Annotated in this window: 24 protein-coding genes; 9 read left to right on the plus strand and 15 right to left on the minus strand. The window is 60.8% G+C overall.

Translation table 11 applies throughout. The features are described from left to right. Positions 1-9: 9 nt before the first annotated feature. The 4 genes from P0D84_RS13960 to hemP all read left to right on the plus strand — a co-directional run bounded on the left by P0D84_RS13960 (position 10) and on the right by hemP (position 2527). Positions 10-888, plus strand: a complete 879-nt coding sequence (locus P0D84_RS13960; protein WP_408337239.1) for a pirin family protein — start codon at positions 10-12, stop codon at positions 886-888. 224 nt (positions 889-1112) lie between these two features. Further along, positions 1113-1511 carry an OsmC family protein gene (locus tag P0D84_RS13965; protein ID WP_408337241.1) on the plus strand — a complete coding sequence of 133 codons (399 nt, stop codon included), beginning with the start codon at positions 1113-1115 and terminating at the stop codon, positions 1509-1511. Positions 1512-1588: 77 nt separating this feature from the next. Beyond that, the gene (locus P0D84_RS13970) at positions 1589-2071 is read left to right on the plus strand and encodes an SRPBCC family protein (RefSeq protein ID WP_408337242.1); all 483 of its coding nucleotides are present in this window, start codon (positions 1589-1591) and stop codon (positions 2069-2071) included. Positions 2072-2266: 195 nt separating this feature from the next. Further along, complete coding sequence (gene hemP / locus P0D84_RS13975) at positions 2267-2527, plus strand: hemin uptake protein HemP (protein ID WP_408337244.1); 261 nt, start codon at positions 2267-2269, stop codon at positions 2525-2527. 297 nt (positions 2528-2824) lie between these two features. Here the strand turns inward: hemP and P0D84_RS13980 are convergent, their stop codons facing one another. The 5 genes from P0D84_RS13980 to uvrB all read right to left on the minus strand — a co-directional run bounded on the left by P0D84_RS13980 (position 2825) and on the right by uvrB (position 8584). Beyond that, positions 2825-4231, minus strand: a complete 1407-nt coding sequence (locus tag P0D84_RS13980) for a 4Fe-4S binding protein (protein ID WP_408337246.1) — start codon at positions 4229-4231, stop codon at positions 2825-2827. Continuing rightward, entirely contained in the window at positions 4228-5073 is an 846-nt protein-coding gene (locus P0D84_RS13985) for an FTR1 family iron permease (protein WP_408337248.1), read from the minus strand. Before P0D84_RS13985 ends, P0D84_RS13980 begins: the two co-directional genes overlap by 4 nt. Before the next feature lie 82 nt (positions 5074-5155). Further along, positions 5156-5488: a cupredoxin domain-containing protein gene (locus tag P0D84_RS13990; protein WP_408337250.1), complete on the minus strand. Its 333-nt coding sequence runs from the start codon at positions 5486-5488 to the stop codon at positions 5156-5158. Positions 5489-5616: 128 nt separating this feature from the next. Next, positions 5617-6165 carry an iron transporter gene (locus P0D84_RS13995; RefSeq protein ID WP_408337252.1) on the minus strand — a complete coding sequence of 183 codons (549 nt, stop codon included), beginning with the start codon at positions 6163-6165 and terminating at the stop codon, positions 5617-5619. 328 nt (positions 6166-6493) lie between these two features. Next, entirely contained in the window at positions 6494-8584 is a 2091-nt protein-coding gene (gene uvrB / locus P0D84_RS14000) for an excinuclease ABC subunit UvrB (protein ID WP_408337254.1), read from the minus strand. 386 nt (positions 8585-8970) lie between these two features. Between uvrB and P0D84_RS14005 the strand changes: the two genes are divergently transcribed. Next, positions 8971-10170 (plus strand): amino acid aminotransferase, encoded by a 1200-nt coding sequence (locus P0D84_RS14005; RefSeq protein ID WP_408337256.1) that lies wholly within the window; start codon positions 8971-8973, stop codon positions 10168-10170. 227 nt (positions 10171-10397) lie between these two features. Here P0D84_RS14005 and P0D84_RS14010 read toward each other — a convergent pair whose 3' ends face one another. Together P0D84_RS14010 and P0D84_RS14015 are read right to left on the minus strand one after the other, a co-directional pair. Continuing rightward, positions 10398-11636, minus strand: a complete 1239-nt coding sequence (locus P0D84_RS14010; protein ID WP_408337258.1) for a DUF3734 domain-containing protein — start codon at positions 11634-11636, stop codon at positions 10398-10400. 10 nt (positions 11637-11646) lie between these two features. Further along, positions 11647-12444 carry a 3-hydroxybutyrate dehydrogenase gene (locus tag P0D84_RS14015; protein ID WP_408337260.1) on the minus strand — a complete coding sequence of 266 codons (798 nt, stop codon included), beginning with the start codon at positions 12442-12444 and terminating at the stop codon, positions 11647-11649. Between the two features lie 223 nt (positions 12445-12667). Between P0D84_RS14015 and P0D84_RS14020 the strand changes: the two genes are divergently transcribed. Both P0D84_RS14020 and P0D84_RS14025 read left to right on the plus strand, forming a co-directional pair. Then, entirely contained in the window at positions 12668-13639 is a 972-nt protein-coding gene (locus P0D84_RS14020) for a potassium channel beta subunit family protein (RefSeq protein ID WP_408337262.1), read from the plus strand. Between the two features lie 192 nt (positions 13640-13831). Next, positions 13832-14677 carry a 23S rRNA (adenine(2030)-N(6))-methyltransferase RlmJ gene (locus tag P0D84_RS14025; protein WP_408337264.1) on the plus strand — a complete coding sequence of 282 codons (846 nt, stop codon included), beginning with the start codon at positions 13832-13834 and terminating at the stop codon, positions 14675-14677. 118 nt (positions 14678-14795) lie between these two features. Here P0D84_RS14025 and P0D84_RS14030 read toward each other — a convergent pair whose 3' ends face one another. From P0D84_RS14030 to cueR, 4 genes are all read right to left on the minus strand, one after another. Then, positions 14796-15845: an ABC transporter substrate-binding protein gene (locus P0D84_RS14030; protein ID WP_408337266.1), complete on the minus strand. Its 1050-nt coding sequence runs from the start codon at positions 15843-15845 to the stop codon at positions 14796-14798. A 259-nt stretch (positions 15846-16104) separates the two neighbouring features. Continuing rightward, the gene (locus tag P0D84_RS14035) at positions 16105-16458 is read right to left on the minus strand and encodes a hypothetical protein (RefSeq protein WP_408337268.1); all 354 of its coding nucleotides are present in this window, start codon (positions 16456-16458) and stop codon (positions 16105-16107) included. Positions 16459-16689: 231 nt separating this feature from the next. Then, complete coding sequence (locus P0D84_RS14040) at positions 16690-16836, minus strand: DUF3563 family protein (protein WP_408337270.1); 147 nt, start codon at positions 16834-16836, stop codon at positions 16690-16692. A 293-nt stretch (positions 16837-17129) separates the two neighbouring features. After that, positions 17130-17552, minus strand: coding sequence for a Cu(I)-responsive transcriptional regulator (gene cueR, locus P0D84_RS14045; protein WP_408337272.1), 423 nt, complete (start codon positions 17550-17552; stop codon positions 17130-17132). A 123-nt stretch (positions 17553-17675) separates the two neighbouring features. Between cueR and P0D84_RS14050 the strand changes: the two genes are divergently transcribed. Together P0D84_RS14050 and P0D84_RS14055 are read left to right on the plus strand one after the other, a co-directional pair. Further along, the gene (locus tag P0D84_RS14050) at positions 17676-17894 is read left to right on the plus strand and encodes a heavy-metal-associated domain-containing protein (protein WP_408337274.1); all 219 of its coding nucleotides are present in this window, start codon (positions 17676-17678) and stop codon (positions 17892-17894) included. A gap of 13 nt (positions 17895-17907) precedes the next feature. After that, positions 17908-18828, plus strand: coding sequence for a dTDP-4-dehydrorhamnose reductase family protein (locus tag P0D84_RS14055; protein WP_408337276.1), 921 nt, complete (start codon positions 17908-17910; stop codon positions 18826-18828). 173 nt (positions 18829-19001) lie between these two features. Here P0D84_RS14055 and P0D84_RS14060 read toward each other — a convergent pair whose 3' ends face one another. From P0D84_RS14060 to P0D84_RS14075, 4 genes are all read right to left on the minus strand, one after another. Continuing rightward, a complete protein-coding gene (locus P0D84_RS14060) occupies positions 19002-22751 on the minus strand; it encodes an error-prone DNA polymerase (protein WP_408337278.1) in 3750 nt (1249 codons plus the stop codon). A gap of 5 nt (positions 22752-22756) precedes the next feature. Beyond that, complete coding sequence (locus tag P0D84_RS14065; protein ID WP_408337280.1) at positions 22757-24643, minus strand: Y-family DNA polymerase; 1887 nt, start codon at positions 24641-24643, stop codon at positions 22757-22759. Further along, positions 24543-24842 (minus strand): hypothetical protein, encoded by a 300-nt coding sequence (locus P0D84_RS14070; RefSeq protein ID WP_408337282.1) that lies wholly within the window; start codon positions 24840-24842, stop codon positions 24543-24545. The genes P0D84_RS14065 and P0D84_RS14070 overlap by 101 nt, the downstream gene beginning before the upstream one ends. Positions 24843-24976: 134 nt before the next feature. Further along, positions 24977-25135 (minus strand): hypothetical protein, encoded by a 159-nt coding sequence (locus P0D84_RS14075; RefSeq protein WP_162826291.1) that lies wholly within the window; start codon positions 25133-25135, stop codon positions 24977-24979. Positions 25136-25199 lie beyond the last annotated feature (64 nt).

Below are 25199 nucleotides of genomic sequence, written 5' to 3' on the forward strand. Positions count from 1 at the left end.
GGACTTTTAATGAGCACGACCCGCACGATCGAACGCACGTTTCCCGCTGTTCGCACGACCGAAGGTGGCGGCTTTATCGTTAACCGCCCGTTTCCGACCCGCCTGCTGATGGATTTCGATCCGTTCCTGCTGCTCGACGAAATGGGCCCGATCGACTACGCGCCGGGCGAGGCCAAAGGCGCGCCGGATCATCCGCATCGTGGTTTCGAGACGGTCACGTACGTGCTCGAGGGGCAGTTCGGCCACAAGGATTCGGCGGGCCATTCGGGCACCCTGCATGCCGGCGACGTGCAATGGATGACCGCGGGCGCAGGCGTCGTGCATAGCGAGATGCCGGATCCCTCATTCGTGCGCACGGGTGGGCGCGTGCACGGCTTGCAATTGTGGGTGAATCTGCCGCGCCGCGACAAAATGATCGAGCCGCGTTATCAGGAAATGCCGTCGGCCAGCATTCCGGTCGCGACATCCGCGGACGGCAAGGTGCGCGTCAAGGTGATCGCGGGCGAAGCGCTCGGCGTGAAGGCCGCAATCGAAACGCGCACACCGATCCTTTATCAGCATTTCTCGCTACAGCCGGGCGCGACGATCCAGCAGCCGGTGCCCGCCGACTATCGGGTGTTTGCCTACAGTCTGTCCGGCAAGGGCTTTTACGGCGCAGGGGAAGCTTGCCAGGAAATCGGCGCCCACCAGATGGTGGTGTTTCAGAACGACGGAGAATCGGTGACGCTCGCAGCGGGCGAGGAGCCGCTTGAAGTGCTGCTGCTCGGCGGCGTTCCGCTGAAAGAACCGGTGGTGCGCTACGGTCCCTTCGTGATGAACACGGAAGGCGAAATCCGCCAGGCCGTGATCGACTACCAGGCAGGACGCATGGGCGCGATCACGCACTGACTCGCTTGAGCACTGAGCGGCACGCTGACGGGGCGTGATCACTCAGACACGCCATCATGCCGTTTCGGCGCATGCAAAGCGGCGCCGAAGCGGGCCTTCGCGCCCCGCCCCCGGCGCGAAGGCCGATAAATTCGTTCACAATAGCAATTCATGCCGCGCGCCACGCTGTCTAACCATGACAGACCGTGGCGCGCGGCGATTTCCGTCCCTGTTCAGGAGCGCGCATGGCAGAGTCCACCGTCACCGCCCATATCGGTTCGACGAATTTCCAGGTCCTTTTCGACGACGGCAAGCACACGTGGCTCGCCGACGAACCCGAGTCGCTTGGCGGCGGCGATCGCGGGCCGACGCCTGTCGCGCTGTTGCTGTCGAGCCTCGGCGCCTGCACGTCGATCACGCTGAAAATGTACGCTCAGCGCAAAGGCTGGCCGCTCGCCGACGTGCGCGTGGCGCTGTCGCTCGAAACCGGCGACGCGGGCTCGACCATCGACCGCAAAATCGTGCTGGAAGGCGATCTCTCCGACGAGCAGCGGGAACGACTCTTGCAAATTGCCAATGCGTGCCCAGTTCACAAGATCCTCACGCATTCGATCACGATCCGCTCGGGTCTTGCCGTCGCCTGATGCGTGAAAGGCCAAGTGGGCCGGCACCGGCTAACGGCGCCGCACCTATTGCAACGCTTTCATAGGAAGCCGTCGTTTTGAATTTCGAACACCTTATCCAGATCAACGACCCGTTGAATCCGTTTGTCGACTCGATGACCCGCGAGCAGTTGTGGGAGGGCCTCGTGTTGCGCGCCGAGCAGCCACAACTGTTCGTGATAGGACTCGACAGTTGCACCATTCTTTCGCGCGAAGGCGACACGCTCGAACGGGAGCTGCACTACGGCCAGGCCACCGTGCGCGACCGTGTCACGCTGCAGGATCGACAGAGCGTGCGCTATGACATTCTGCCGACCGCGGAATACGTCGGCGGCTCGCTGACGATGACGATCGAGCAGCCTGACGACCTGCAATTGTTCCTGCGCTTCGAATACGCGACGACCCTGCCAATCTCCGACGACCAGGACGCTGTGCAAACGCAGGAAATCGTGAAGTCGGCATATCGCGAAAACGATATCGATACCGTGCGTCTAATCCGCCAGTACGTGCAGACCAGGCAGGAACCCGGTTCGTTGCATTGATGCGTGTGCGGGCGCTCTGCCCGCGCCGTCGCGTTGTTTGAGGCGGCCTGATGGGAGATGGCCTACCTTCCTTCGTCATTTTATTCCCCTTTCATTTAGCTATCGAAAGTCGAATCCGATGAATTTCTCTTTCTTGTAAATAGGAATAGTTATCATTTAGAATTAATCCATCGAATCGACCAACAGCTAAAACGAATGACCGATCTCACGCACTCTTCCACCCTCAGCCTGCGCCGCCCGGCGGCCGCGCTGACCAGCCGTCCGAAGGCATCGACGGCGACGGCAACCGCAGCGAAACCCGCAGCGGATCGCGCCAACGGTTCGGGCGACACGTCGGATCGGGTCGTGCGCAGCGACACTCTGCTGCAAGGACATAGCCACGTCAGCATCGTGCATAACGGCGAAACCTATCAGCTGCGTGCAACGCGCTTAGGCAAGCTCATTTTGACGAAGTAACAGGCGGCAACGAATAGCAGTCAGTACCGGGTATTGTGGGGACCACCTCCTCGAGAGGTGTTGGGCATTAGCCAGCCACGACGGCTTGCACGTGAGAACTAGACCCCTTCGTGCAGACTCCAAGCCAGCCGTCGCAGCCAGCCAGGCCGCTTTTTTGGTTCTCACCCAAGGCGGATGCACGAAACGACGTGTGTCGCGGATCCAGAAATTAAAAAGCCGTGGGATGGTGTCATCTCCACGGCTTTTTGTTTGGCACGGCGCTGCCCCGAGTCGCGAGCACGCCGGAGCGTTCAGAACTTACTTTGAAGCCCAGCCCCAGAACATCAGCCACCAGGCACTGTCGACCACACCCAGTGCTGCGACAAACCACACCATCGCAAGGCTGCGTTGAACGAAGCGCTCGCTATAGCGGCGCGTAACGAGCCAGGCGAGCCACGCGCTCCACAGGTTGGCAATCGCCAGAATTGCGATACGCATGTCCGATGCCCACCACAGCGACACATGTTCCGCGCGCAGCAACGACAGCGTGGTCGCCGACAAACCCAGAAACACCCCCGCGCCGGCAATCGGAATCAGACCTTGCGTCAGGTGATGCAAACGCACGCTGCTGAAACGCCCCAGCATGCGCGTCGCGCCCATCAGCAACACCAGCAGTACCGTGCCATACACCAGCGCCGTGGCGAGGATATAGCCGATCACCATCGTGCCGTCGAGCCACGTGAATACATCGTTTTGCTCAGGGTAATGCGTGAACAGAAACCACGGCGCGTTGGTGTCGAGCGGCCACGTGATGTCGTGATCGACCAGCCATGTTGCGAAGAACATCTTCAGGTCGACAAACCAGCGCGATGCGGTCCAGTGGAACGCGCCGATCGCGATGCCGAGCAAGCCGTACAGGATCAACGCGGTATCCCACGGGTTGGCCTGCCTGTCGCCGAGCTGCACGACTTCAGACGACGGCGCACGCCACGTCAGTGCGATCGCGTCGCGATGTCCGCTGCAGCGGCCGCACATATGACAGTCCGAGGCGCCTTTCATATTGCGCAGCGGCACCAGCGGCGCGCAATTGATCGGAATCACGCGATGCCCATGTTCGCCGTTCTTGTACGAACGACGCCACGCGTCTTCATCGACCTTGTAGTGAAACGGCGCGAGACGCGCCAGAAGCGAAAAAACCCCGTTGACGGGGCACAGATACTTACACCAGACACGCTTCTCGCGTCCGTACAGCAAGCCGATGATCATCGCCGCAAAGGTCGAGCCGCCGAGCACCAGCAACACCGCCTTCGGATACTGGTAGACGCTGACCATCTGCCCGTAGATGGTGGTGATACCGAACGCGACGAACGGCCAGCCGCCCCAGCGCATCCAGCGCGGAATCGCCCAGCCGCGGCCGTATTTGCTGGCGAATTCCGCGAGCGCGCCCTCCGGACACAGCACGCCACACCAGACGCGGCCGAGCATCACCATCGACAGCAGCACGAACGGCCACCAGATGCCCCAGAACACGAACTGCGCGGCAAGCGTCAGGTTATTCCACAGATGCGCGGTGTCGTCCGGTAGGGGCATCACCGCCGGCACGAGGATCAGGAACGCGTATACCGCCACGACGACCCACTGAATGCCGCGGATCGCAGCGCCGTGGCGCTGCATCCACTGACCGGCCGCGGCGAGGCGCCCCGGGCGGGTCATCACGGTGCTCATGCTGTGCGCCCTGCGGCCTGCCGCGCCGGCTTGCGATTCGCGCGCCGCACCAGCAGATAGACGACCGCACAGTACACGGCGTATGCGAGCAGATTCATCAGGGCCGGGTGGGCGCGATAACCGGTGAGCGTCGCCACCAGTGAACCGAACGTGCTCGAATCATCGACGATGGCCGACGAATTCCACATCTGGTCGACGATTGTCGGCAGAATTTCCTTGTCGATCAGCTTGTCCACGCCGGTCTGGAACAGACCCGCGCCGAGAAACAGCAATATGATTTCAGTGACGCGGAAGAACAGCCGCCACGAGAAGAACTTGCCGCCTAACTGCAGGATGTAGAAAGTCAGGAACGCGAGACCGAGGCCGATCACGACCGCGAGCATCTGGCTGCCATCCACATGACCCGATTGGCCGAAACCGAGGCCGTACAGGAAGATCACCGTTTCGCTGCCCTCCCGCGCGATCGCCAGCGCGACCAGCAACGCGACGCCCCACCAGTTCGAATCGCGCTTGCTCTTTTGCAGCGACTGTTCCATATCGCGCTTGAGCGTGCGGCCGTGCTGTTTCATCCACAGCACCATCTGCACGATCAGCACACACGCGACCAGCACCATCGCGGTCTGGAAATAATCCTGTGCGTCACCGGAGAGCACTTCGGTGAAACCGACCAGCGCCGCGCCAAGCGCGACCGCCGCGATCAACCCAGCCGCCACGCCGCCCCACAGGTATGGCAAACCGCGGCGCGCATCGTCGTCGCCATTTTTCAGCCACGCGTACAGGATACCGACGACCAGCAAGGCCTCGACACTTTCCCGCCACACGATGAATAGAATCTGACCCATCCAAGCTCTCCCTTCTACCCTTCTACTGCTTTGGCGAACGTGTGCCCGGACTGCTCAAGGCCCGCGCTCGCATCCCAAGCCGCTACTTCACGACGATCACGCCCTGCGCCTGCTGATGGAAATCGTCGAAGAATTTGTACTCGCCCGGCTGCTGCGGAGCGATCACGACGAACGATTCCCCGCCCGGCGCCAACACCTTCTCTTTACGCAATTGCACGCTTTCGAATTCGGCGGCGCCTTTGCCGGTGTTGCGGATTTCGATTTTGATACGCTGCCCCGCCGGCACTTCGATACGAACCGGATTCAGCTTGCCGTCGTTCATTTCCAGCTTGAAGGTCGGCAGATCCGCTGCGTGCGCGGCGCCCGCCAGTAAAGCGGACACGGCGAACATTGCGATCGTTCGGTTAATTCTCATTAGCCCTTCCGGAAAACGCGGCGCGGCGGGTTTCATGATCCGCACGCCGCCTGCTGCATTCGTTCACCCACCGACGCGCGGCCATGCAGCGATGCGTGGCGAGCCTTGATGATCTGTGTCCGCGGCGCTCAGTAGCCGCCCTTCTTGCCGATACCCGCGTACGTGAAGTCGTATTCGAGCGTAACGGGCTTGAACCACGGACCCACGCCGGTTTCCTTGTCGACGTGGCGGCCGAAAGCCATGTGGCCGGTTTGCATCGGCGGTTCGACGATCAGCTTCAGGTGGTACTTGCCCGGACCTTGCAGCTTGACGTTGTCGCCGTAATGCGGACCGTCGTTGGCGACCATCGCCATCATGTCGCCCTTCTGGGTCTGACTCGAACCCGCTTTCGTCAGTTCATAACGCACTTGCAGATACGGCATCCAGTCACCCTCGGCGAAACCCGTTGGGTTGTTCTTGACTGCGTGGATATCTGCTTCGAGGTGAACGTCGGAATCCGACGCCTTGCGCATCATGCCTTCCGGTTCCATGGTGATGGGCTGCAGATAGACCGCGCCGATTTCCATGCCGCCCTGAATCTGATGTTTGCCGATCGGGTATTCCGCTGCCGTTGCCGAGAAGGCCGCTGCTACGGCCACCGCTGCGGCGCCGCCACGCACAAATGAAGAAATCCGCATTGAAACTCCTTGTTCTTTTATCTGACCGGAATGGAACCCATTGGAACAGTGCGTTGCGCGCGCCTTGATGCAACGGCCAGCCCTTACAAAGGGCGATTGACCGTAAGCAAACCGCATATGCGAACGTTAATGCGAACCATTCTCAATATTGGTCGAGTTTATCATTGTTCGCCGGGGAGGACAAATTTGGCGGGAGGCTGCGCCTTATGACAGCAGGGTCTTAAGGAATCGGGGGTGAGAGCGGTGATGGCGGGACGGCTGGCGTGTTGCCAGGTTTGATGAGACTGGGCACGGCACATTGCCGCGCCCAGAGCGGAAGCGCGCTTTTTTAGACGCCAGACACGTGATCGCCGACGTTCGCGCCGAACACGCGCTGACGCAGCAGCGCTAGCTGGTCGCGAGTCTGTGCGGCCTTTTCGAACTCGAGATTCTTGGCGTGCTCCATCATCTGCTTTTCGAGACGCTTGAGTTCCTTGGCGAGCTGCTTCTCGGACATGTCCTCGAATTTCGCGCGCGTTTGCTGTTCCTTCAGTTCGGCGCGGGCGTCGTCGACGTTGTACACCCCGTCGATGATGTCGCGGATGCGCTTGACCACCCCGCGCGGCGTAATCCCGTTTTCGAGGTTGAAAGCGATCTGCTTGGCGCGCCGCCGCTCGGTTTCGTCGATCGCGCGACGCATCGAGTCGGTCACCCTGTCCGCATACAGAATCGCCTTGCCGTTCACGTTACGCGCGGCCCGGCCGATGGTCTGAATCAGCGAGCGCTCGGCGCGCAGGAAACCTTCCTTGTCCGCGTCGAGAATCGCCACCAGCGAGACTTCCGGAATATCCAGCCCTTCGCGCAGCAGGTTGATCCCGACCAGCACGTCGAATGTGCCGAGCCGCAAATCGCGAATGATTTCGACCCGTTCCACCGTATCGATGTCGCTGTGCAGGTAACGCACCTTGACGCCGTGGTCGGCCAGAAACTCGGTCAGCTGCTCGGCCATCCGCTTGGTCAGCACCGTGACCAGCACGCGGTCGCCGACCTTGACGCGTTCGTTGATTTCCGCGAGCACATCGTCGACCTGCGTGCGCGCCGGCCGCACCTCGATTTCCGGATCGACGAGGCCGGTTGGACGGACCAGCTGCTCGGCCACCTGCCCTGCCGTTTTCTGCTCATAATCGGCTGGCGTAGCCGATACGAACACGACCTGGCGCATCTTGCGCTCGAACTCGTTGAACTTGAGCGGGCGATTATCGAGCGCCGACGGCAGGCGAAAACCGTAGTCCACCAGGTTCTCTTTACGCGCCCGGTCGCCGTTGTACATGCCGTTCAACTGCCCGATCAGCACGTGCGATTCGTCGAGCAGCATCAGCGCATCGGACGGCAGGTAGTCGACCAGCGTGGGCGGCGGCTCGCCTGGCGCCGCGCCCGAGAAGTGCCGTGAGTAGTTCTCGATGCCCTTGCAGAAGCCCAGCTCCTGCAACATTTCCAGATCGAACCGGGTGCGCTGCTCGAGCCGCTGCGCTTCGACGAGTTTGCCGCTGCTATAAAAGAATTCGAGCCGGTCGCGCAGTTCGGTCTTGATCGTTTCGACCGCGCGCACCACGGTATCGCGCGGCGTCACATAGTGCGACGACGGGTACACGGTGAAGCGGGCAATCTTTTGCCGCACGCGGCCGGTGAGCGGATCGAACAGTTGCAGCGTCTCGACCTCGTCGTCGAACAACTCGATGCGCACCGCCATTTCGGCGTGCTCGGCCGGGAAAATATCGATCGTGTCGCCGCGCACGCGGAACGAACCACGCTGGAAGTCGGCCTCATTGCGGTTGTACTGCATCGCGATCAACCGGGCGATGATGTCGCGCTGGCCGAGCTTGTCGCCGGTACGCAGCGTCAGAATCATCTTGTGATATTCCGACGGGTTACCGATACCGTAGATCGCCGACACCGTGCCGACGATGATCACGTCGCGCCGCTCCATCAGGCTCTTGGTGGCCGACAGGCGCATCTGCTCGATGTGCTCGTTGATCGACGAATCTTTCTCGATGAACAGATCGCGCTGCGGCACGTACGCTTCCGGCTGGTAGTAGTCGTAGTACGAGACGAAGTACTCGACCGCATTGCGCGGAAAGAACTCGCGGAACTCGGAATAGAGCTGCGCGGCGAGCGTCTTGTTCGGCGCGAACACCATCGCCGGCCGGCCGAGCCGCGCGATGGTGTTGGCCATCGTGAAGGTTTTGCCGGAGCCGGTCACGCCGAGCAGCGTCTGGAACGACAAACCGTCCTCCACGCCTTCGACGAGCGTGTCGATCGCCGTCGGCTGGTCGCCGGCGGGCGGATACGGCTGATACAGCTGGAACGGCGAGCCTTCGAACGTGACGAATCTGGATTCGTCGAGCGTCTCGTCGGCTTCAGTCAGATGTTGTTCGGACATGGGGAGCGGCACCGGGCCTTGGGCAAAGGACCATTCTAACGGGTTGCGGGAACCCGGGCTGAGCGGGTCTGCGTAGGGGTTGGGGCGGCGGCGGGATGCTTGTGGCCCTTTTTGCGGGGCCTGCTTGGGGCTCGCTTAGGGGCTTGCTTGCGTCCGTCCCGAACAGATCGATTAGGAGCACATGACGCCTGAGTGCCTGTTTTTCAAGCAAATAATTCAGTCCACCGGGCGTTGTCATCCGAAAAATGCCCGCGGATTCGCTACAATGACAAGTTGCGCTCGCTCGCCGATGCCCGCCGCCCCCGTCTGAATCGTCCATCAGACACCTTTGGCCGGGCCGCCCGCGATCGAAGCCGCCCTCTTCTCACTACTGCTGCTCACCCATCATGTCTCTGTTCTCCGCCGTCGAACTTGCTCCCCGCGACCCGATTCTGGGCCTGAACGAAGCCTTCAACGCCGATGCGCGCGCTACCAAGGTCAACCTTGGCGTTGGTGTCTACTTCAATGAAGAAGGCAAGATTCCGCTGCTGCGCGCCGTGCGCGACGCGGAAAAGGCACGCGTCGAAGCCGCGCTGCCGCGTGGCTATCTGCCGATCGAAGGCATCGCCGCCTACGACGCCGCCGTGCAAAAGCTGCTGCTCGGCAACGACTCGCCGCTGATCGCCGCAGGCCGCGTCGTGACGGCGCAAGCACTGGGCGGCACGGGCGCGCTGAAAATCGGTGCCGATTTCCTGAAGCGCCTGAACCCTTCGGCCAAGGTCGCGATCAGCGATCCGAGCTGGGAAAACCACCGCGCGCTGTTCGAAGGCGCCGGCTTCGAAGTCGTGTCCTACCCGTACTATGACGCGCACACGCAGGGCGTGAATTTCGAAGGCATGCTGAGCGCGCTGAACGGCTATGCCGCGGGCACGGTTGTCGTGCTGCACGCGTGCTGCCATAACCCGACCGGCGTCGACCTGAGCGTCGACCAATGGACGCAGATCGTCGAAGTCGTCAAGGCGCGCAATCTGGTGCCGTTCCTCGACATCGCGTATCAAGGTTTCGGCGACAACATCGATTCCGACGCTGCAGCAGTCCGCCTGTTCGCGGCATCGGACCTGAACGTGTTCGTGACGTCGTCGTTCTCGAAATCGTTCTCCCTGTATGGCGAGCGCGTTGGCGCCCTGTCGATCATCACGGCGAGCAAGGAAGAATCGGCTCGCGTGCTGTCGCAACTGAAGCGCGTGATCCGCACCAACTATTCGAACCCGCCGACGCATGGCGGCTCGGTGGTCGCAGCGGTGCTCGCATCGGCTGAACTGCGCGCCACGTGGGAAACGGAACTCGCCGAAATGCGCGACCGCATCCGCGCCATGCGTAACGGTCTCGTCGAACGTCTGAAGGCAAGCGGCGTGGATCGCGATTTCAGCTTCGTGAACGCGCAGCGCGGCATGTTCTCGTACTCGGGTCTGACGGCGCCGCAAGTGGACCGTCTGCGTGAAGAGTTCAGCATCTACGCTGTGAGCACGGGCCGCATCTGCGTGGCTGCGCTGAATACGCGCAACCTCGACCTGGTGGCTAATGCAATCGCTCACGTGTTGAAGTAAGGCATTCGGAGCGCGAGCCACTATTGCGCGCGCTTTGCTTTGCTGACGCCGCTTGGGCTGCTCACGTTACCTGAGCTGATCAGGCTGCTTGAACTGCTTGTAGAAACGGCGCCCATTTCGGGCGCCGTTTTTTTATTGGCTGCTGATTGCCTGGCGCGCGTATCGTCCGTATAGCGTCCACACAACGCGGCTGGTTGGTTCAACGCACGGCGCGAGCTGCTACCGCTTCAGCGCGCATCCCGATGAATATCATGCGTGACAAACCCTGAGTCGTTGTCAGGCATGGCCAGCCAATCGGGTTGAGCAAGCGAGTGACGAATATCTTCCAGGCCACTTTGCCAGTGCTCACGCATTGTCGACAAACCGAACTGGAAGTCCTTGTAGTGCCCTTCGTACTCTTTGTGCCGGTAGATGAGATGGATAACGTTGTAGCGCTTCGAACACGATAGATCATCCGCCAGCTTGCACCACGGATCGTTGCGCTGGTCAGACGGCACGCGATCGAGCACCTCGCGCAGCACATGCCGGAATCGCTGCGAACGTTGCAGCATATCCGTCACGAGACGCGTGCGGCTCGAGTACTGGATGTCCTTCATGCGCCCTTGAACATCAGTGATATTGTCCGGCACCGGCCCGATCGCGCTCCATAGATCGACCTGGAACGCGAGCGTATCGTGACGCGGCGTGGACTGAATCACCTCGTAGAGCGGCGTATTCGACATCAAGCCGCCATCCCAATAGTACTGGCCGTCGATTTCGACTGCTGCGAAACCCGGCGGCAACGCACCTGACGCCATGAAATGCTCCGGCTTCAGTTTCGTATGCGTATTATCGAAGTACGCGAAATTACCTGTACCGCAATTGACCGCACCCACCGACACACGCATCTCACCGGAATTGATCCGGTCGAAATCGCATAAAGCTTCGAGCGTCGCCTTCAGCGGCGTGGTGTCGTAGTAGCTCGCCAACTGCGGCGGCCCGGAAACGGTGGGCAACGGCGGCGGGAAACGCGGCACGAAAAAGCCCTTTTGCCCTTCCACGATCGCGCCCATTGCCTGGGTGGCCGTGAAGGCCTTTCGAATGGCCTCGCTGGAATTGAACAGCGCGTGCTCGATAAAAGCCGGCAACGGCAGCCCAAACGCCGGTTGGCAGATCGTCTCCCAGAATTGCAGCAGCCGCTCGACGCGTTTCTCGGGCGGATTCCCGGCAATGATGGCCGTGTTCAGTGCGCCAATCGAAATGCCGGCAAGCCAGTTCGGCTCGATGCCGGCTTCGTAAAGTCCCTGAAACACGCCGGCCTGATAGGCACCCAGCGCGCCACCGCCTTGCAGCATCAACGCGACGGTTTCGTAGTTAGGCAAATGGAGATGCCGGCCGGGATGCGCGGCGGGCGCTGGACCGGCACCCTCGCCTTCCCCGCCGCCGGGCGCGCCGACGCGCGCCTGCTTGAGATTGCGTTGCGCCATGGGCGCCTCCTTATTGCATATACCAGCCGTGGCTCACAATAAAGGACTGGCCAGTCAGCGCCGCAGTCGGGAAAGTGGACAGGAACAGCACCGTTTGCGCGACGTCTTCCACCGTGGTGAAAATACCGTCGACCGTGCCGCCCAGCATCACGCGCTTGATCACGTCTTCTTCGCTGATGCCGAGCTCTTTGGCTTGCTCGGGAATCTGCTTGTCGACGAGCGGCGTACGCACGAAACCCGGACACACTACATGCGAGCGCACATTGTGTTTCGCGCCTTCCTTGGCCAGTACACGCGAAAGCCCCAACAGCGCATGCTTGGCCGCCACATAGGCGGACTTCAGCGGCGACGCTTCGTGCGAATGGACCGAGCCCATGTAGATCACGATGCCGCCGCGATCGTCCTTGTACATGTGCTTGAGCGCGGCCTTGGTGGTAAGGAAGGCGCCGTCCACGTGGATTGCCTGCATCTTTTTCCAGTCGGAAAACGAGTAGTTCTCGATCGGATTGACGATCTGAATGCCGGCGTTGGAAATCAGAATGTCGATCGAGCCGAACTTGGCCGCGACTTTGTCGATGCCCTGGTTGACGGCGTCTTCGTTCGTGACGTCCATTGCCACGCCAATGGCCTTTCCGCCACCCTTTTTGATTTCTTCAGCGACGGCGTTCGCGCCGTCCTGGTTCAGGTCGGCGATCGCGACCGCCGCACCCGCGGCGGACAGCGTGAGCGCAATCTGCTTGCCGATGCCGCTCGCGGCGCCGGTAACCACCGCGACCTTCCCATTCAGATTCGTGTTCAGTGACGACATCCAGAACCTCCATGCAGTTGATGAGCAATGAGACCACGGGCCGCAGGCGGCGTGAAGTCCGCCAAACGGCATAGGCCGTTTGGCCGAATGCTGCACTGCGGCCAACGCTGCTATTGTGCATGAACCGTGTGAACTGCATCCGTAAACCGCACATCGAGCCTTATCTCTTTAAACTAGACGTTTTCAGCGGAATTCCGGCGGCATCACTACCAAGGAGGAATGCATGAATTATCGACGTCTGGGCCGTTCCGGCCTGCAAGTCAGCGAACTGTCCATCGGCTCATGGGTCACCTACGGCAATCAGGTGGATCACCGTGCGGCGCGCGAGTCCCTTGCGGCCGCGCGCGATGCGGGAGTCAACTTCTTCGACAACGCGGAGGTATACGCCGCCGGCCAATCCGAAGAAATCATGGGCCAGGCGCTCAAGGAACTGGCGTGGCCGCGCGTGAGCTATGTGGTATCGACGAAATTCTTCTGGGGGCTCAACGAAGCGCCGAACCAGTACCACACGCTGAATCGCAAATATTTGCTGAACGCGATCGACAACTCGCTCAAACGCCTGCAGCTCGATTATGTCGATCTGGTGTTCTGTCATCGTCCTGACCCGAACACGCCGATCGAAGAAACCGTCTGGGCCATGAGCGACATGATCACGCGCGGCAAGGCACTGTACTGGGGGACTTCTGAATGGAGCGCCGATGAAATCCGCGCGGCTTACGATATCGCGGAGCGGCATCACCTACACAAACCGGTCATGGAGCAGCCGCAGTACAACCTGTTTCACCGCAAGCGCGTCGAGCAGGAATACAAGCGGCTTTACGAGGATATCGGCCTTGGGCTCACCACATGGAGTCCGCTCGCGTCCGGCTTGCTCACGGGCAAGTATCGCGACGGCGTACCTGCCGATAGCCGCGCGCAACTGCAAGGCTACGACTGGCTGCGCAAACAGGTTACCGATGCCGGCAAGAACAACGTGGTCGGCAAGCTGGGCGAAGTGGCCGACGAGCTGGGCTGCACGGTCGGCCAGTTGGCGATTGGGTGGATTCTGAAGAATCCGCACGTGAGCACCGTCATCACCGGCGCGTCGCGCGTCGAACAGATCGGTGAGAACATGAAATCCGCCGAGGTGGCCGAGCAGATCACGCCGGAGATCAAGCAACAGATCGAGGAAATCATCGGCGACGCCTACGACTGACCGGCCGCTCGCCGGACCGCGGAGCATGGCCCGCGCACCATCCGGGCCGTGTCACGCGCAACGCACTGCGGAGGGCAGCGCGGCGTCGCGTACAATACGCGACCGCGCCGCACTTCGGTTGTGCTGCCGCATTGCACTCGCATCGCCGAATCCGCCCTGGACCGGCACGCCCTCTTTCAGCGTCTCCTCATCATGCTCAGCTATCGCCACGCCTTTCATGCAGGCAATCACGCCGACGTTCTGAAACACGCCGTCGTGTTGCAGCTACTGCGCTACCTCGGCCAGAAGGACAAAGCCTACTGGTATATCGACACGCACGCGGGCGCCGGCGTCTATTCGCTGAAGGAAGGCTATGCGACCAAAACCGGCGAGTTCCAGACCGGCATCGCCAAACTATGGGAGCGTAACGACCTGCCGCCGATCTTCGCGGATTACGTCGACGAAGTGAGCGCGCTGAATCCGGACGGCCAGTTGCGCTTCTACCCAGGTTCGCCGTATATCGCGTGGCGGCAGATGCGCGAGCAGGACCGCATGCGCCTGTTCGAGCTGCACACCACTGAAATCGACGTGCTACGCCATAACTTCCGCGACGCAGGCCGCCGCGCGATGCTCTATGCGGGCGACGGCTTCGACGGCATCCTCGCGTTGCTGCCTCCGGCACCGCGCCGCGCGCTGGTGCTGCTCGATCCCTCGTATGAAGACAAACGCGACTACACGCGCACGCTGCGCTGCGTCGAAGAAAGTCTGAAGCGTTTTCCGACCGGCACCTACGCGGTCTGGTATCCGCAGGTAAGACGCCTCGAATCGCAGCGTTTTCCCGATCAACTGAAAAAGCTCCAGGAGCGCAACTGGCTGCATGTGAGCCTGACCGTCAGCAATCCACCGACCGACGGCTTCGGTTTGTTCGGCAGCGGCATGTTCATCCTGAATCCGCCTTATACGCTGGCGAAAACGCTGAAAGACCAGATGCCCTGGCTGGTCCAGGCGCTCGGCGAGGACAAGGCCGCGCAGTTCAAGGTCGAATATCGCGGCGATTGAGCCTCGTTGCGGGCTCCGCGCGAACTTGTATCGTGGCGGCCAAGCACAGCACGATCGCGGTTTGCGCGGATACATCTCATGCCACTCAACCCGCAATGCTGGTTTGCGCACGGGTGTATCACTTGAGTTGCGCCGCTGCCTTACGAGCAAAGTCGTTGGTATAAGTCGCGTTCAGATCGATCTTTTTCGGATCGAGGCGGTTATCGAACGACGACAACGCGCGTAATGAGGTTGCCGGACCATCTGCGGGCATCAAGCCATCTGGTGAATACGCGTCGCGCACGTTGTGGAATGACTCCACATAGAGAGCCGAGTCATTGAGCAAATAGGCCGGCGGCACCATCTTCAGCAAGTCGGCATCGCTCGCGGTCTGCAACCAGCGGTCCGCGCGCACGATCGCATTGGCGAGCGCCTGCGTCGTCTTCGGATACTTCTGGATGAAAGTCTCCGATGCATAGAGCGTCGCCGCCGGCATCGTGCCGCCGAATACCTCCTGCGTGCCCTTCACGGTACGTGTATCGACCAGCACTTTGATCGCGCCGCTACGCAGCAGTTTGGTCATCATCGGATCGACATTCGACAGCGCGTCGAGCTGACCGCCGCTCACTGCGGCGACTACCGTGGCACCGCTGCCCACGCCGATCACCGAAATCTCGTTGCGCTGCACGCCGGCCTTGCGCAAAGCCACGGTGAGCACCAGATCCGTCGACGAACCCGGCGCGCTCACGCCGACTTTCGCCCCCTTGAAGTCCGCCAATGTCTTGATCTGATCCGCCTTCGACTTCAACACGGCGACGACGATCTGCGGCGCGCGGCCCATCAGCGCGAACGCACGGTAGCGTTGCCCCTTTGCCTGCATGAACAGCGTGTGCTCGAATGCGCCGGCTCCCACGTCGGCGCTGCCACCCACGACCGCTTCCAGCGCCTTCGAGCCGCCCGCAAAATCTTCTAGCGTGACGTCGAGCCCTTCGTCCTTGAAGTAACCCAACTGCTGGGCGGCGAGCACCGGCAAATAGTAGAGGCCCGGCAAGCCGCCGACGGCCATCGTCAGCGTGGGCTTTTCCGGTGTGTCCCTGGCGAGCGCAACGCCCGGCAGCGCCGTGGCTACGATGAGCGCGATCAACGTCGCGCAAGTCCCGGCGGCACGCCGCATCCAGTGAGTAGGCATTTAATGTCTCCTTGTTCTGTTTTCATTCGATGCGATGGCGCAGCGCATCGTGCATGGCCCACATCGCGGGCGAGAGAGCGCGCAACGATTGTCGTCGGACGGTTTCTTACACGCCATGCGCCGAAACCCGAATGGCGTGCGGTGCCTCGCGTATTAGCCACAGGCTGGCGCGCACATGCGGCGGCACGGCCGCGGGGCCGCCGCTCGAGGCTTCAACAGATGGAGAAGAAACTACTGCGAGGTATCGCGCGAAAGACGCTTATTGCGCGCGCGGCACCGGACGAGGGTGTGGCTGCGGTTGTGGATACGGCGTGCCACCGCCGCCAGGCACTGCGATGTATGGCGCGACAACAACCGGTATCGACGAATTGGGCGCCAGCTCCGCTGGCGTCGCGATGGGCTGCGCCTCTACGATCGGCTGCCGCGAAAGCGGCGCGGTCTGCAGCACGGTGCCGCTCTGGCCGTCGCTTATCCCGCTCTGCGAGTCCAGTATCAAGGGCTTGCGGGCGTTATTGCTCGACGCGGCGAAAGTCGCTGGTACGGCGAAAACCGTTGTCAGCGAGGCGGCGACGGCCATGGCCACAACGGATTGGAGCAAGCGGACAGGAGGCATGGGGCGGACCGGTTAGGTTTGAAAATGCCGGATTGCGCAGAAAAACGCTTTACCTTACCGCGGCGGTAACCGTCAGGCTAGTCGTTATTGGCCATGAGTAGCGCCGACGCGCCACTTGCCGTGAAATTTACGCGGTCCAGATGTGACAAAGCCCCGTCTATACGGGGCTCAACACTTTACTGCGATGGCCGCGCACGAGCGCTGCCGGGTCAAACTCAATGCGATTGAAACTTACAGCGAATAACCGTTGGTTTCGAGCGAGCGGATGCGCTGTTCGAGCTGAACGATATCCGACGACGATGCCAGATAGGCTTCACGACGGCTGCGTTCCGAAGTTTCAAACCAGGTGCTCAGCTTTTCAAGTACGTATGCAAACATGATGTTCTCCAAGGATCAGATTGAATCCCCGGTGAGTTTTGCATCAGGGATTTCCCGTAAAAGGGTTAACCCTGATTATAACCGTATGGTGCAACCTTGCTAGTGAAATGCCCGCATGACGTGCATTCCGTTTTGGAATGGTGCACGCTCGCGGCGCACTTAAGTCATTGATTTAGCTAAATTCAGGATGATTTCTTTGAGATATTCGATAGTGCCCCGACTTAACTAGCACCATCATGGTGCTTTTGACTGATCGGTTGCAACAAATCTCAACCAGGTTGCATCCAACCGGTTTAAATCGGATGGCAACCCTTCCCCGACACCAGATCGGTGTCCGCGAGCCGTTCGATAATCGGGCAATCGGGGCGCTCATCACCGTGGCAATGATCAGCCAGGTGCGCCAATGTGTCGCGCATGTCAGTCAGCTCGGCAATACGGCGATCAAGTTCCGCGACGTGTTCCAGCGCAATCGCCTTCACTTCGGCGCTGGCGCGCGAGCGGTCGTGCCACAGCGCCAGCAACCGGCGGATGTCTTCGACCAGAAAACCTAGACGGCGCGCCTGCCGGATGAAACGCAACGAATGAACCTCCTGCGGCCCATATACGCGATAGCCGGCGCTCGTGCGCGCCTTTGCCGCCAGCAGGCCCACGCTTTCGTAGTAGCGAATCATTTTCGCCGTGACGCCCGACACGCGGGCCGCTTCACCGATGTTCATGACTGTTTCCCCAGTGTGAGCGTCGATCGTACACCTTCCCATAGTGGGAAGGTCAGCTACTCAAGTGCGCATCGGCAGGCATAATTCAACCATCGCAGCATTTACCTTTTTGAGGCAATCCCCGTGACGATCGAATTCCAGGTAGAAGGCATGAGCTGCCCGCATTGCGTGGCGGCAGTCACACACGCGATCCGTGAACACGATGAAGCCGCGCAGGTACACGTCGATCTGACATCCGGCCGCGTGGCGGTCGAATCGGCGCAATCGGCTGACACGCTGAAGACCGCTATCGACGAGGCCGGCTACACGGTTACGGCCGTAACCAACGGCTCGGCCCGCTAGGCTAGCGACCGTCATGTTCAAAGTTGCCGTCATTGGTGCTTCCGGACTGCTCGGCCGGGTTCTCGTCGACGAACTGGAACGACAGTCTGGCTGGCAAATTGTCGCGACGGCGTTCAGCCGGCCGGGACCGAACACCGTTGAGCTGGATATTCGCGACGCGCAGGCGGTCGAGCAATTTGTCGAGCGCGAAGCGCCGGACGCGCTCGTGATTGCTGCCGCGGAACGTCGGCCGGATGTGTGCGAGCACGACCCGGCGCTCGCCCGGGCGTTAAACGTCGATGCGGTACGCACACTGGCTGCGGCCGCACGGCGGCGCGGCGCATGGACGCTCTCGATCTCAACTGATTATGTGTTCGACGGCACTCACCCGCCCTATCGGCACGATTGCGCGCCCGCGCCGCTCAATGCCTATGGGCGCAGCAAACTCGAAGGCGAGCGCGCGCTGACGGATTCCACCGATCTCGGCTGCGTGCTGCGTTTGCCGTTGCTGTATGGGCCGATCGTCGCTTGGGCAGAATCGGCGGTGACGAGTCTCGTGCCGGCGATTGCGGCATCGGCTTCGCGCCATGGCAAGGCGGCTGTCATGGATGCATGGGCGATCCGTTATCCCACCTTTACGCCGGACGTCGCGTTCGTGATCCGGCAGATGCTCGAACGGCATGCACAGGGCGAAGCGATCCACGGCATCGTGCAATGGTCGGGCGACGAACCGATGAATAAGTATGAAATCGCCATGCGGCTTGCGCACACGCTGCAACTCGATGCGCAACTGACGCCACAGCACATGCCCACCGACGCGACGCCGCGTCCGCATAACTGCCACCTGGCGTCGGACCGGCTCGAGGCGCTCGGCATCGGCCGCCGCACGCCGTTCGACGTGGCGATCCGGCAAGTACTGGCCGGGTTTCCGTGGCGAGGCGAAACGCCGGCCTAGCGCCCGGCTGCGAGCTTAACCCGGCAGGTGCCGCCCGCATTTCCGTGGCGAGGCGAAACGCTGGCCTAGCGCCCGGCTGCGAGCTTAACCGCGGCAGATGCTGCCCACGTCCCACAGCTCGTCGACAGGCCGGCCTGGCATTGGCCTGCAAGCCTGGCCACTGCAGATCGGCATCAATGAAAATCGCGGCTCGCCGTAGCCAGATCGCCGAGCCATTCGCTGTGGTCCTCGAGTCGATGCGCAACGAGATGAATGACCTCGCCCTTCTGTTTCTTTTTCGCCTTGCCCGCTTGATTAGCGTTCCCCACGTTGCCGGCGCCGTGACCACCGGTAGAAACGCCGTCGTCACGCTGCAAGACGCCATACACCGCGAGCAACGATGAACCCAGTAGCACCTTGCGCTGCTTTTCCACCAGCGATGGCCAGACGATCACATTGATCGAACCGGTCTCGTCTTCGATGGAAACGAACACCGTGCCGTTTGCCGTGCCCGGCCGCTGCCGCACGGTGACGATGCCGCAAGCGCGCGCCAGCGTGCCGTGCTGACACGCGGCGAGTTCGGCTGCCGTGCGAAAACGTTGTTTGGCAAGACGCTCGCGCAATAGTGCGAGCGGGTGACGATTGAGCGTGAGGCCGAGGCTCGCGTAATCATCGACGATCTCGCGACTCTCGGCTGCCTGCGGCAATGCCAACCGCGCTTCGTCGATCGGCGCATCGCGCAGCAGCTTGGGCACCGTGTGCTGCGCGGTCACCGCCCACCACGCTTCGCGCCGATGGCCTGCGATGCTGACCAGCGCGTTCGCCGCGGCGAGCGCTTCGAGATCACGTCGCGTCAATGCCGCGCGACGCGCCAGATCGTCGACGTCGGCAAACTGCGCCTCGCTGCGAGCCGCCATGATGCGTTCGGCAGCCACCTGTGAAAGACCTTTGATCAAGTGCATGCCGATGCGCACTGCCGGACCGCGTGCACCATAGGTGTTCGACGATTGGAATACGCGTGCGGTCAGCCGCTTTGCCGCTCGCCGAATCGTCCGGGCCACCGTGAAGCGCCGCAACGACAGATCGCGTAATTGCTGCGCGGATAATACGCCCTGCTGACGATGCAAACAGGTCTCGCTCGATGAAATTCGCTGCCCTTCCTGACCGCGTCGTTCAAAGGTCGATTCCCAATCGCTCAAGGTCACGTCGGGCGGCAATACCTGGACGCCGTGACGCTTCGCATCCTGCACCAGTTGCGACGGCGAATAAAACCCCAACGGCTGACTGTTGAGCAAACCCGCCAGAAAAGCGGCCGGCTCATAACGTTTCAACCACGCGCTGAGATAGACGAGCAATGCGAAGCTTGCTGCATGACTCTCCGGAAAGCCATACTCGCCGAAGCCTTCGATCTGTTTGCAGATGCGCTCGATAAAGTCCTTTTCGTAGCCACGCGCTGACATGCGGTCACTCAAATCCTTCTGATACTTCGCCAGATTGCCGCTGCGCCGCCACGCAGCCATCGCGCGCCGCAACTGGTCGGCTTGCTCACCCGTGTAGAGCGCGGCAACCATCGCGAGGTGCATCACCTGCTCCTGAAAAATCGGCACGCCGAGCGTACGTTCGAGCACCGGCCGCAATTCATCCTTTGCGTAGTCCACCGCCTCGAGACCCTGCTTACGGCGCAAATACGGATGCACCATGCCGCCTTGAATCGGCCCGGGCCGCACGATTGCGACTTCGATCACGAGATCGTAGTACTTGTTCGGCTTCAGCCGCGGCAACATGCTTTGTTGCGCACGTGATTCGATCTGGAATACGCCAATCGTATCGGCATGGCCGCACATTTCGTAGACGGCTCGATCCTCGCGAGGAATATCCTGCACCCTGAATTTCGGAAAGCCACGCCGCAATGCGACGAATTCCAGCGCGCGCCGAATCGCTGATAACATGCCGAGCGCCAGCACGTCGACTTTCAATAGCTTGAGCGCGTCGATATCGTCCTTATCCCACTCGATTACGCTACGGTCTTTCATCGTCGCGTTTTCGATCGGCACGAGTCGTGACAGCTTGTCTTTCGCGATCACAAAGCCGCCGACGTGTTGCGACAGATGACGCGGAAAAGTGCGCAACTCTTTGGTTAGGCGAATCAGATTCTGCGTAATGTGGGAGTTGGCATCGAAGCCCGCTTCAGCCAGATATTTGGCGACCGCTTCCGTGCCGTCCCACCATTGCTGCGATTTACTGATCCGTTCGATCAACGATGCTTCGAGTCCCAGCGCCTTACCAACATCCTTCAGCGCACTACGCGCGTGATACGTAATCAGCGACGCAGTCAACGCCGCCCGATGACGACCGTACTTGCCGTAGATATATTGAATCACCTCTTCCCGGCGCTGATGCTCGAAATCGACGTCGATATCAGGCGGTTCATTACGCGCGCGAGAGATGAACCGTTCGATCAGCATATTCATGTTGACCGGATCGATCTCCGTCACATGCAGGCAGTAACACACAATTGAATTTGCCGCCGAACCGCGACCTTGGCACAGAATGTTTCTGGAGCGCGCGAAGCTCACGATATCGTGCACCGTCAGGAAGTACTTTTCGTATTTCAACTCGGCGATCAGCCGCAACTCTTTCTCGATCTGTTCGATCCGCTTGAGATCCATACCGCCCGGCCAACGTTCGACTGCGCCGGCCATGACCAGCGTGCGCAGGTAACTCGACGGCGACTCGCCAGCGGGCACCAGTTCTTCCGGATACTCGTACTTGAGTTCGTCGAGCGAGAAGCGGCATAGGGCTGCAATACGCAGCGTTTCTTCGAGCGTGTCGCGTGGGTACAGTTTGCCGAGCCGCACGCGAGTGCGCATATGCCGCTCGGCATTGGCCTCGAGCGCGTGGCCGCACGCCGACAGCGGGGTGACGAGGCCGATCGCGGTCAGGGTGTCCTGCAGTGGCTTGCGCGATCGCGCATGCATCAGGACGCCACCTGCCGCCACCAGAGGCAAACCGCTCGCTTTTGAAATCATCCGCAAGGCGTCAATCTGAAGATCGTCGCTGCCGGTTTGCCAGAGTTCGAGTGCGATCCATGAGCGTTGCGGAGCCAATGAGGCGAGCCAGTGCGCGCATTGCAACGTGTGTGAGAGCGTCGCCGTACGTTGCGGCACGAGAATCAGAACGCAATCGGGCAAGGTCTTGAGATGTTCGAGATGCGGCGACGCATGGGTGAAATCGGACGGACTGAGGCGATAGCTGCCTTTGTCGGCACGCGAGCGGGCGAGCGTGATCAGTTCGGAAAGATTGCCGTAGCCATTGCGGTTGGTTGCGAGCGCAACCAGTGTGCAGAATGGTTCACCTGCATCGTTCGTCAGATTCAGTTCGCTGCCGATGATGAGATGAGGGATTGGTTTTAGTGCTTCTCGGTCGGTGGGTTCTTGGTCGGTGGGTTCTTGCGGTGAGGGTTCTTGCGGTGAGGGTTCTTGCGGTGAGGGTTCTTGCGGTGAGGGTTCTTGCGGTGAGGGTTCTTGCGGTGAGGCTTCTTGCGGTGAGGCTTCTTGCGGTGAGGCTTCTTGCTGTGAGGCTTCTTGCTGTGAGACGTCCTTTTGTGAGCTCGCTGGCTTTGTAGCCGTCGACTTTGCTGCTTCTTCTAAAGACGTTCCTGCTTGCGCGCCTTTCGCCTTGTCTTCGCGCTCCTTCTGTTGGCGCTCCCGTTCCTGTTTGATTTCTCGCACCGCCGTGTGCGCGCGCACGACGCCTGCCAGCGAGCATTCATCGGTGATCGCAAGCGCGCTATAGCCACGCGACATCGCCTGCTCGACCAGTTCATGCGGATGCGAAGCGCCGCGCAGAAATGAGAAATTAGTCAGGCAATGCAGTTCCGCATAGGGCGGCAGTTGGGCCGCTAGCGTCTGCTCCAATACGAACGAGGGTTGAGTATTTGCCATGATGTTCAGCCAAACAAACCCTGCAAATACCACTCACCGTTAAGACGTTCGCGGTACACCCAGAACATATGTCCACGATCGTCTGCCGCGACGTAGTAATCTCGCTCGACGCGATTACCGTCCCACCACCCTGCTTCAATCCGCTCGGTACGCGTGAGCATTTTCAGCGGCCGACGATAGATCGGCCGCTGGTCGCGCATCATCAGGCGCAGCGGTTTGTCGAGCATCCAGACGGGGCGAGGCTGCGATGGCAATGCACTGTCGGGCAAATCGAGTGAGGCTTGGGCATCGACAGGTTGCGTGGCAAATATGCGGCTGCTTTTAGCACTATTCGTTTTGTCAGGCTGTTGGGATAGGTGTGCTGTGTTTGCTGCGCTCTCCGCCTGTTCTGCCTGTTCTGCCTGTTCTGCCTGTTCTGCCTGTTCTGCCTGTTCTGCCTGTTCTGCCTGTTCTGCCTGTGTCGCCTGTGTCGCCTGTGTCGCCTGTGTCGCCATATCGCCGTCTGCGCACACACTTTCCAATGCAGCGAGCTGCAACTCATCGGTCAGCCAGGTTTTATCCGCTTTGATTTTTGTCCTGGCTTTCGCAGACGAACGCTTCTTGCGTGAAAACGCTTGCGCCTGGTAGGCCTCGACGCGCATTGCCCGCTCAGGCCGATGATCCTCCTGCACCGACATCTGCAACACGTTCTCCGGCCCCAACCGCGCGCTCAGGCGTTCGAGCAGACGTGCGATCGAATCGCCATCTGATTCGGGCATTGGAAACAAAGTATCCGACCGCCCTGCATACTCGCCAATCTCATTCGCAACCAGCTTCAACTCGATCACAGGCGCCACCAGAACCGTCTGATTCAACTTCTCACGCAACAGCCAGATCAAATGCTCGGCATCGCGCGACGGGATGGCCCATGCGACCTTCAGACTTGACGTCTTCGGCGCATGACGGGATGCCAATTCGTGTTCGAGCAATAACGTGTAACCACTGAGCGCGGCATGATGCGCACTCAACCAGCCGGCCAGTTGCACAATCAGCCGGCGCGCGGCGAACAGCAGTGCATCGGCGTTATCGACCCTTGACGGCAATTCCAACTGCGCATGAAACGATGCCGGCGCACAAAACGATTCGCGCGGATCCGGACGCGTACCATATGCTTGCGCCAGCAGATCCAGAATGCCGCTGCCAAAACGCCGTACGACACCCGACCTTGGCAACCCACGCAAATCGGCCAGCGTCGAGCAACCGACATGTGCAAACGCATCCCGATGCGCCTGCGCAACCGGCAGCAACGACACCGATACGCGGTCGAGGACCCGCGCAAGCGACGTTTCCTTTATCACGTGCCAACGATGCCCCTGCCGGGCAGCATGCGCCTGCGCCAAAAGCCACGCGCCCCAAGCTGTCGGTGCGCACGCGATGCGCGCCGTATAGCCGAATTCAGCCACCGTCGCGGATACCCGTGACAACAACGTGCGCAAGCCGCCAAACATCCGCAAACCGGAGCCGACTTCCAGCAACAAGGTATGCGCCTGCGCGAGCGACACCTTCGGTGTGTACGTCAGCAAAGCGAGCGCCATCGCTTCGAACGCCTGGGTTTCGCGGCCTGTATCTGCGGCAAGCATCTTGAGACCAGGAGCCAAAGCCAATGCGTACGAGCGCGAATGACCCACATGCACTCCAGCCCGCAATGCGTCGAAATCCGGCATCAGGATGTGCGCGTGATCGGCCAGCGCATAGCAGCGCGCCTCCGTGACGTTTTCGGCACCTGAAGGTTGGCTTGCCTTGTCGCCCGGCTCACACCGATTCGGCTTCGCGGGCAAACCATCCGGAAGCGGCTCCAGAGGTTTCACCGCTTCCAGCGACAAGAGTGGCAATGTGACTGCGATCCACAACATGTTTGATCTCTCGTCCTTGATTGCTGCCGACTCGGTTTTCCGGCGACAAGACGCTTTGTAACGGCAAAATGAGACGTAGGGGCTCAACTAGCGGCGGGCCGCGGCGCTTGAAAATGTCGATCGAGATGCCGATCTCCTGCAACCATTGACGACGGTTGATCGTCTGCGCATTGGCCGGTAAGAGCGGTTCGCAGATCATTCGCAATGGCGCCGGCGAAGATTGCGTGGCTGCCTCGTGTGGCGCGACAATCTGGATGAGAGACGCGCGACAATCAGGATGAGAATGTCGCGGCGGGGTTGATGATGCCGATGTTGATTGGCGCTGACAAGCGTTTATTGATTGACGCGCAGTTTTTGATTGACGCTGGCGCGCGTGTGCCGCGCGACAATCAGGATGAGAACGGCGCCCGAGCCGGTGAGGACGATTGCGTAATGCGTGGCGATGGCCTGGAGCACACGCTTTACGCTGTCGCGTTTGATCTCGATGAGCATCGTGGAATGTCGCCGGCGTCCAATGCCGCCAAGCCGTCGCCGGGCAGAGCCTGCAGCGCAACGC

This window comes from Paraburkholderia sp. RL17-337-BIB-A, from assembly GCF_046025895.1.
GTDB lineage: Bacteria > Pseudomonadota > Gammaproteobacteria > Burkholderiales > Burkholderiaceae > Paraburkholderia > Paraburkholderia fungorum_C.

Bases quoted from the DNA above. Each gene is read 5' to 3' on its own strand.
- P0D84_RS14075 (WP_162826291.1), bottom strand. From the start codon at position 25,135: ATGCTCATCGAGATCAAACGCGACAGCGTAAAGCGTGTGCTCCAGGCC.
- P0D84_RS14060 (WP_408337278.1), bottom strand. From the start codon at position 22,751: ATGGCAAATACTCAACCCTCGTTCGTATTGGAGCAGACGCTAGCGGCC.
- P0D84_RS14010 (WP_408337258.1), bottom strand. From the start codon at position 11,636: ATGGCGCAACGCAATCTCAAGCAGGCGCGCGTCGGCGCGCCCGGCGGC.
- P0D84_RS13990 (WP_408337250.1), bottom strand. From the start codon at position 5,488: ATGAGAATTAACCGAACGATCGCAATGTTCGCCGTGTCCGCTTTACTG.
- P0D84_RS13980 (WP_408337246.1), bottom strand. From the start codon at position 4,231: ATGAGCACCGTGATGACCCGCCCGGGGCGCCTCGCCGCGGCCGGTCAG.
- P0D84_RS13985 (WP_408337248.1), bottom strand. From the start codon at position 5,073: ATGGGTCAGATTCTATTCATCGTGTGGCGGGAAAGTGTCGAGGCCTTG.
- P0D84_RS13965 (WP_408337241.1), top strand. From the start codon at position 1,113: ATGGCAGAGTCCACCGTCACCGCCCATATCGGTTCGACGAATTTCCAG.
- hemP (WP_408337244.1), top strand. From the start codon at position 2,267: ATGACCGATCTCACGCACTCTTCCACCCTCAGCCTGCGCCGCCCGGCG.
- P0D84_RS13995 (WP_408337252.1), bottom strand. From the start codon at position 6,165: ATGCGGATTTCTTCATTTGTGCGTGGCGGCGCCGCAGCGGTGGCCGTA.
- cueR (WP_408337272.1), bottom strand. From the start codon at position 17,552: ATGAACATCGGTGAAGCGGCCCGCGTGTCGGGCGTCACGGCGAAAATG.
- P0D84_RS14030 (WP_408337266.1), bottom strand. From the start codon at position 15,845: ATGCCTACTCACTGGATGCGGCGTGCCGCCGGGACTTGCGCGACGTTG.
- uvrB (WP_408337254.1), bottom strand. From the start codon at position 8,584: ATGTCCGAACAACATCTGACTGAAGCCGACGAGACGCTCGACGAATCC.
- P0D84_RS14020 (WP_408337262.1), top strand. From the start codon at position 12,668: ATGAATTATCGACGTCTGGGCCGTTCCGGCCTGCAAGTCAGCGAACTG.
- P0D84_RS14015 (WP_408337260.1), bottom strand. From the start codon at position 12,444: ATGTCGTCACTGAACACGAATCTGAATGGGAAGGTCGCGGTGGTTACC.
- P0D84_RS14005 (WP_408337256.1), top strand. From the start codon at position 8,971: ATGTCTCTGTTCTCCGCCGTCGAACTTGCTCCCCGCGACCCGATTCTG.
- P0D84_RS13960 (WP_408337239.1), top strand. From the start codon at position 10: ATGAGCACGACCCGCACGATCGAACGCACGTTTCCCGCTGTTCGCACG.
- P0D84_RS14035 (WP_408337268.1), bottom strand. From the start codon at position 16,458: ATGCCTCCTGTCCGCTTGCTCCAATCCGTTGTGGCCATGGCCGTCGCC.
- P0D84_RS14040 (WP_408337270.1), bottom strand. From the start codon at position 16,836: ATGTTTGCATACGTACTTGAAAAGCTGAGCACCTGGTTTGAAACTTCG.
- P0D84_RS14070 (WP_408337282.1), bottom strand. From the start codon at position 24,842: ATGATCTGCGAACCGCTCTTACCGGCCAATGCGCAGACGATCAACCGT.
- P0D84_RS14055 (WP_408337276.1), top strand. From the start codon at position 17,908: ATGTTCAAAGTTGCCGTCATTGGTGCTTCCGGACTGCTCGGCCGGGTT.
- P0D84_RS14065 (WP_408337280.1), bottom strand. From the start codon at position 24,643: ATGTTGTGGATCGCAGTCACATTGCCACTCTTGTCGCTGGAAGCGGTG.
- P0D84_RS14025 (WP_408337264.1), top strand. From the start codon at position 13,832: ATGCTCAGCTATCGCCACGCCTTTCATGCAGGCAATCACGCCGACGTT.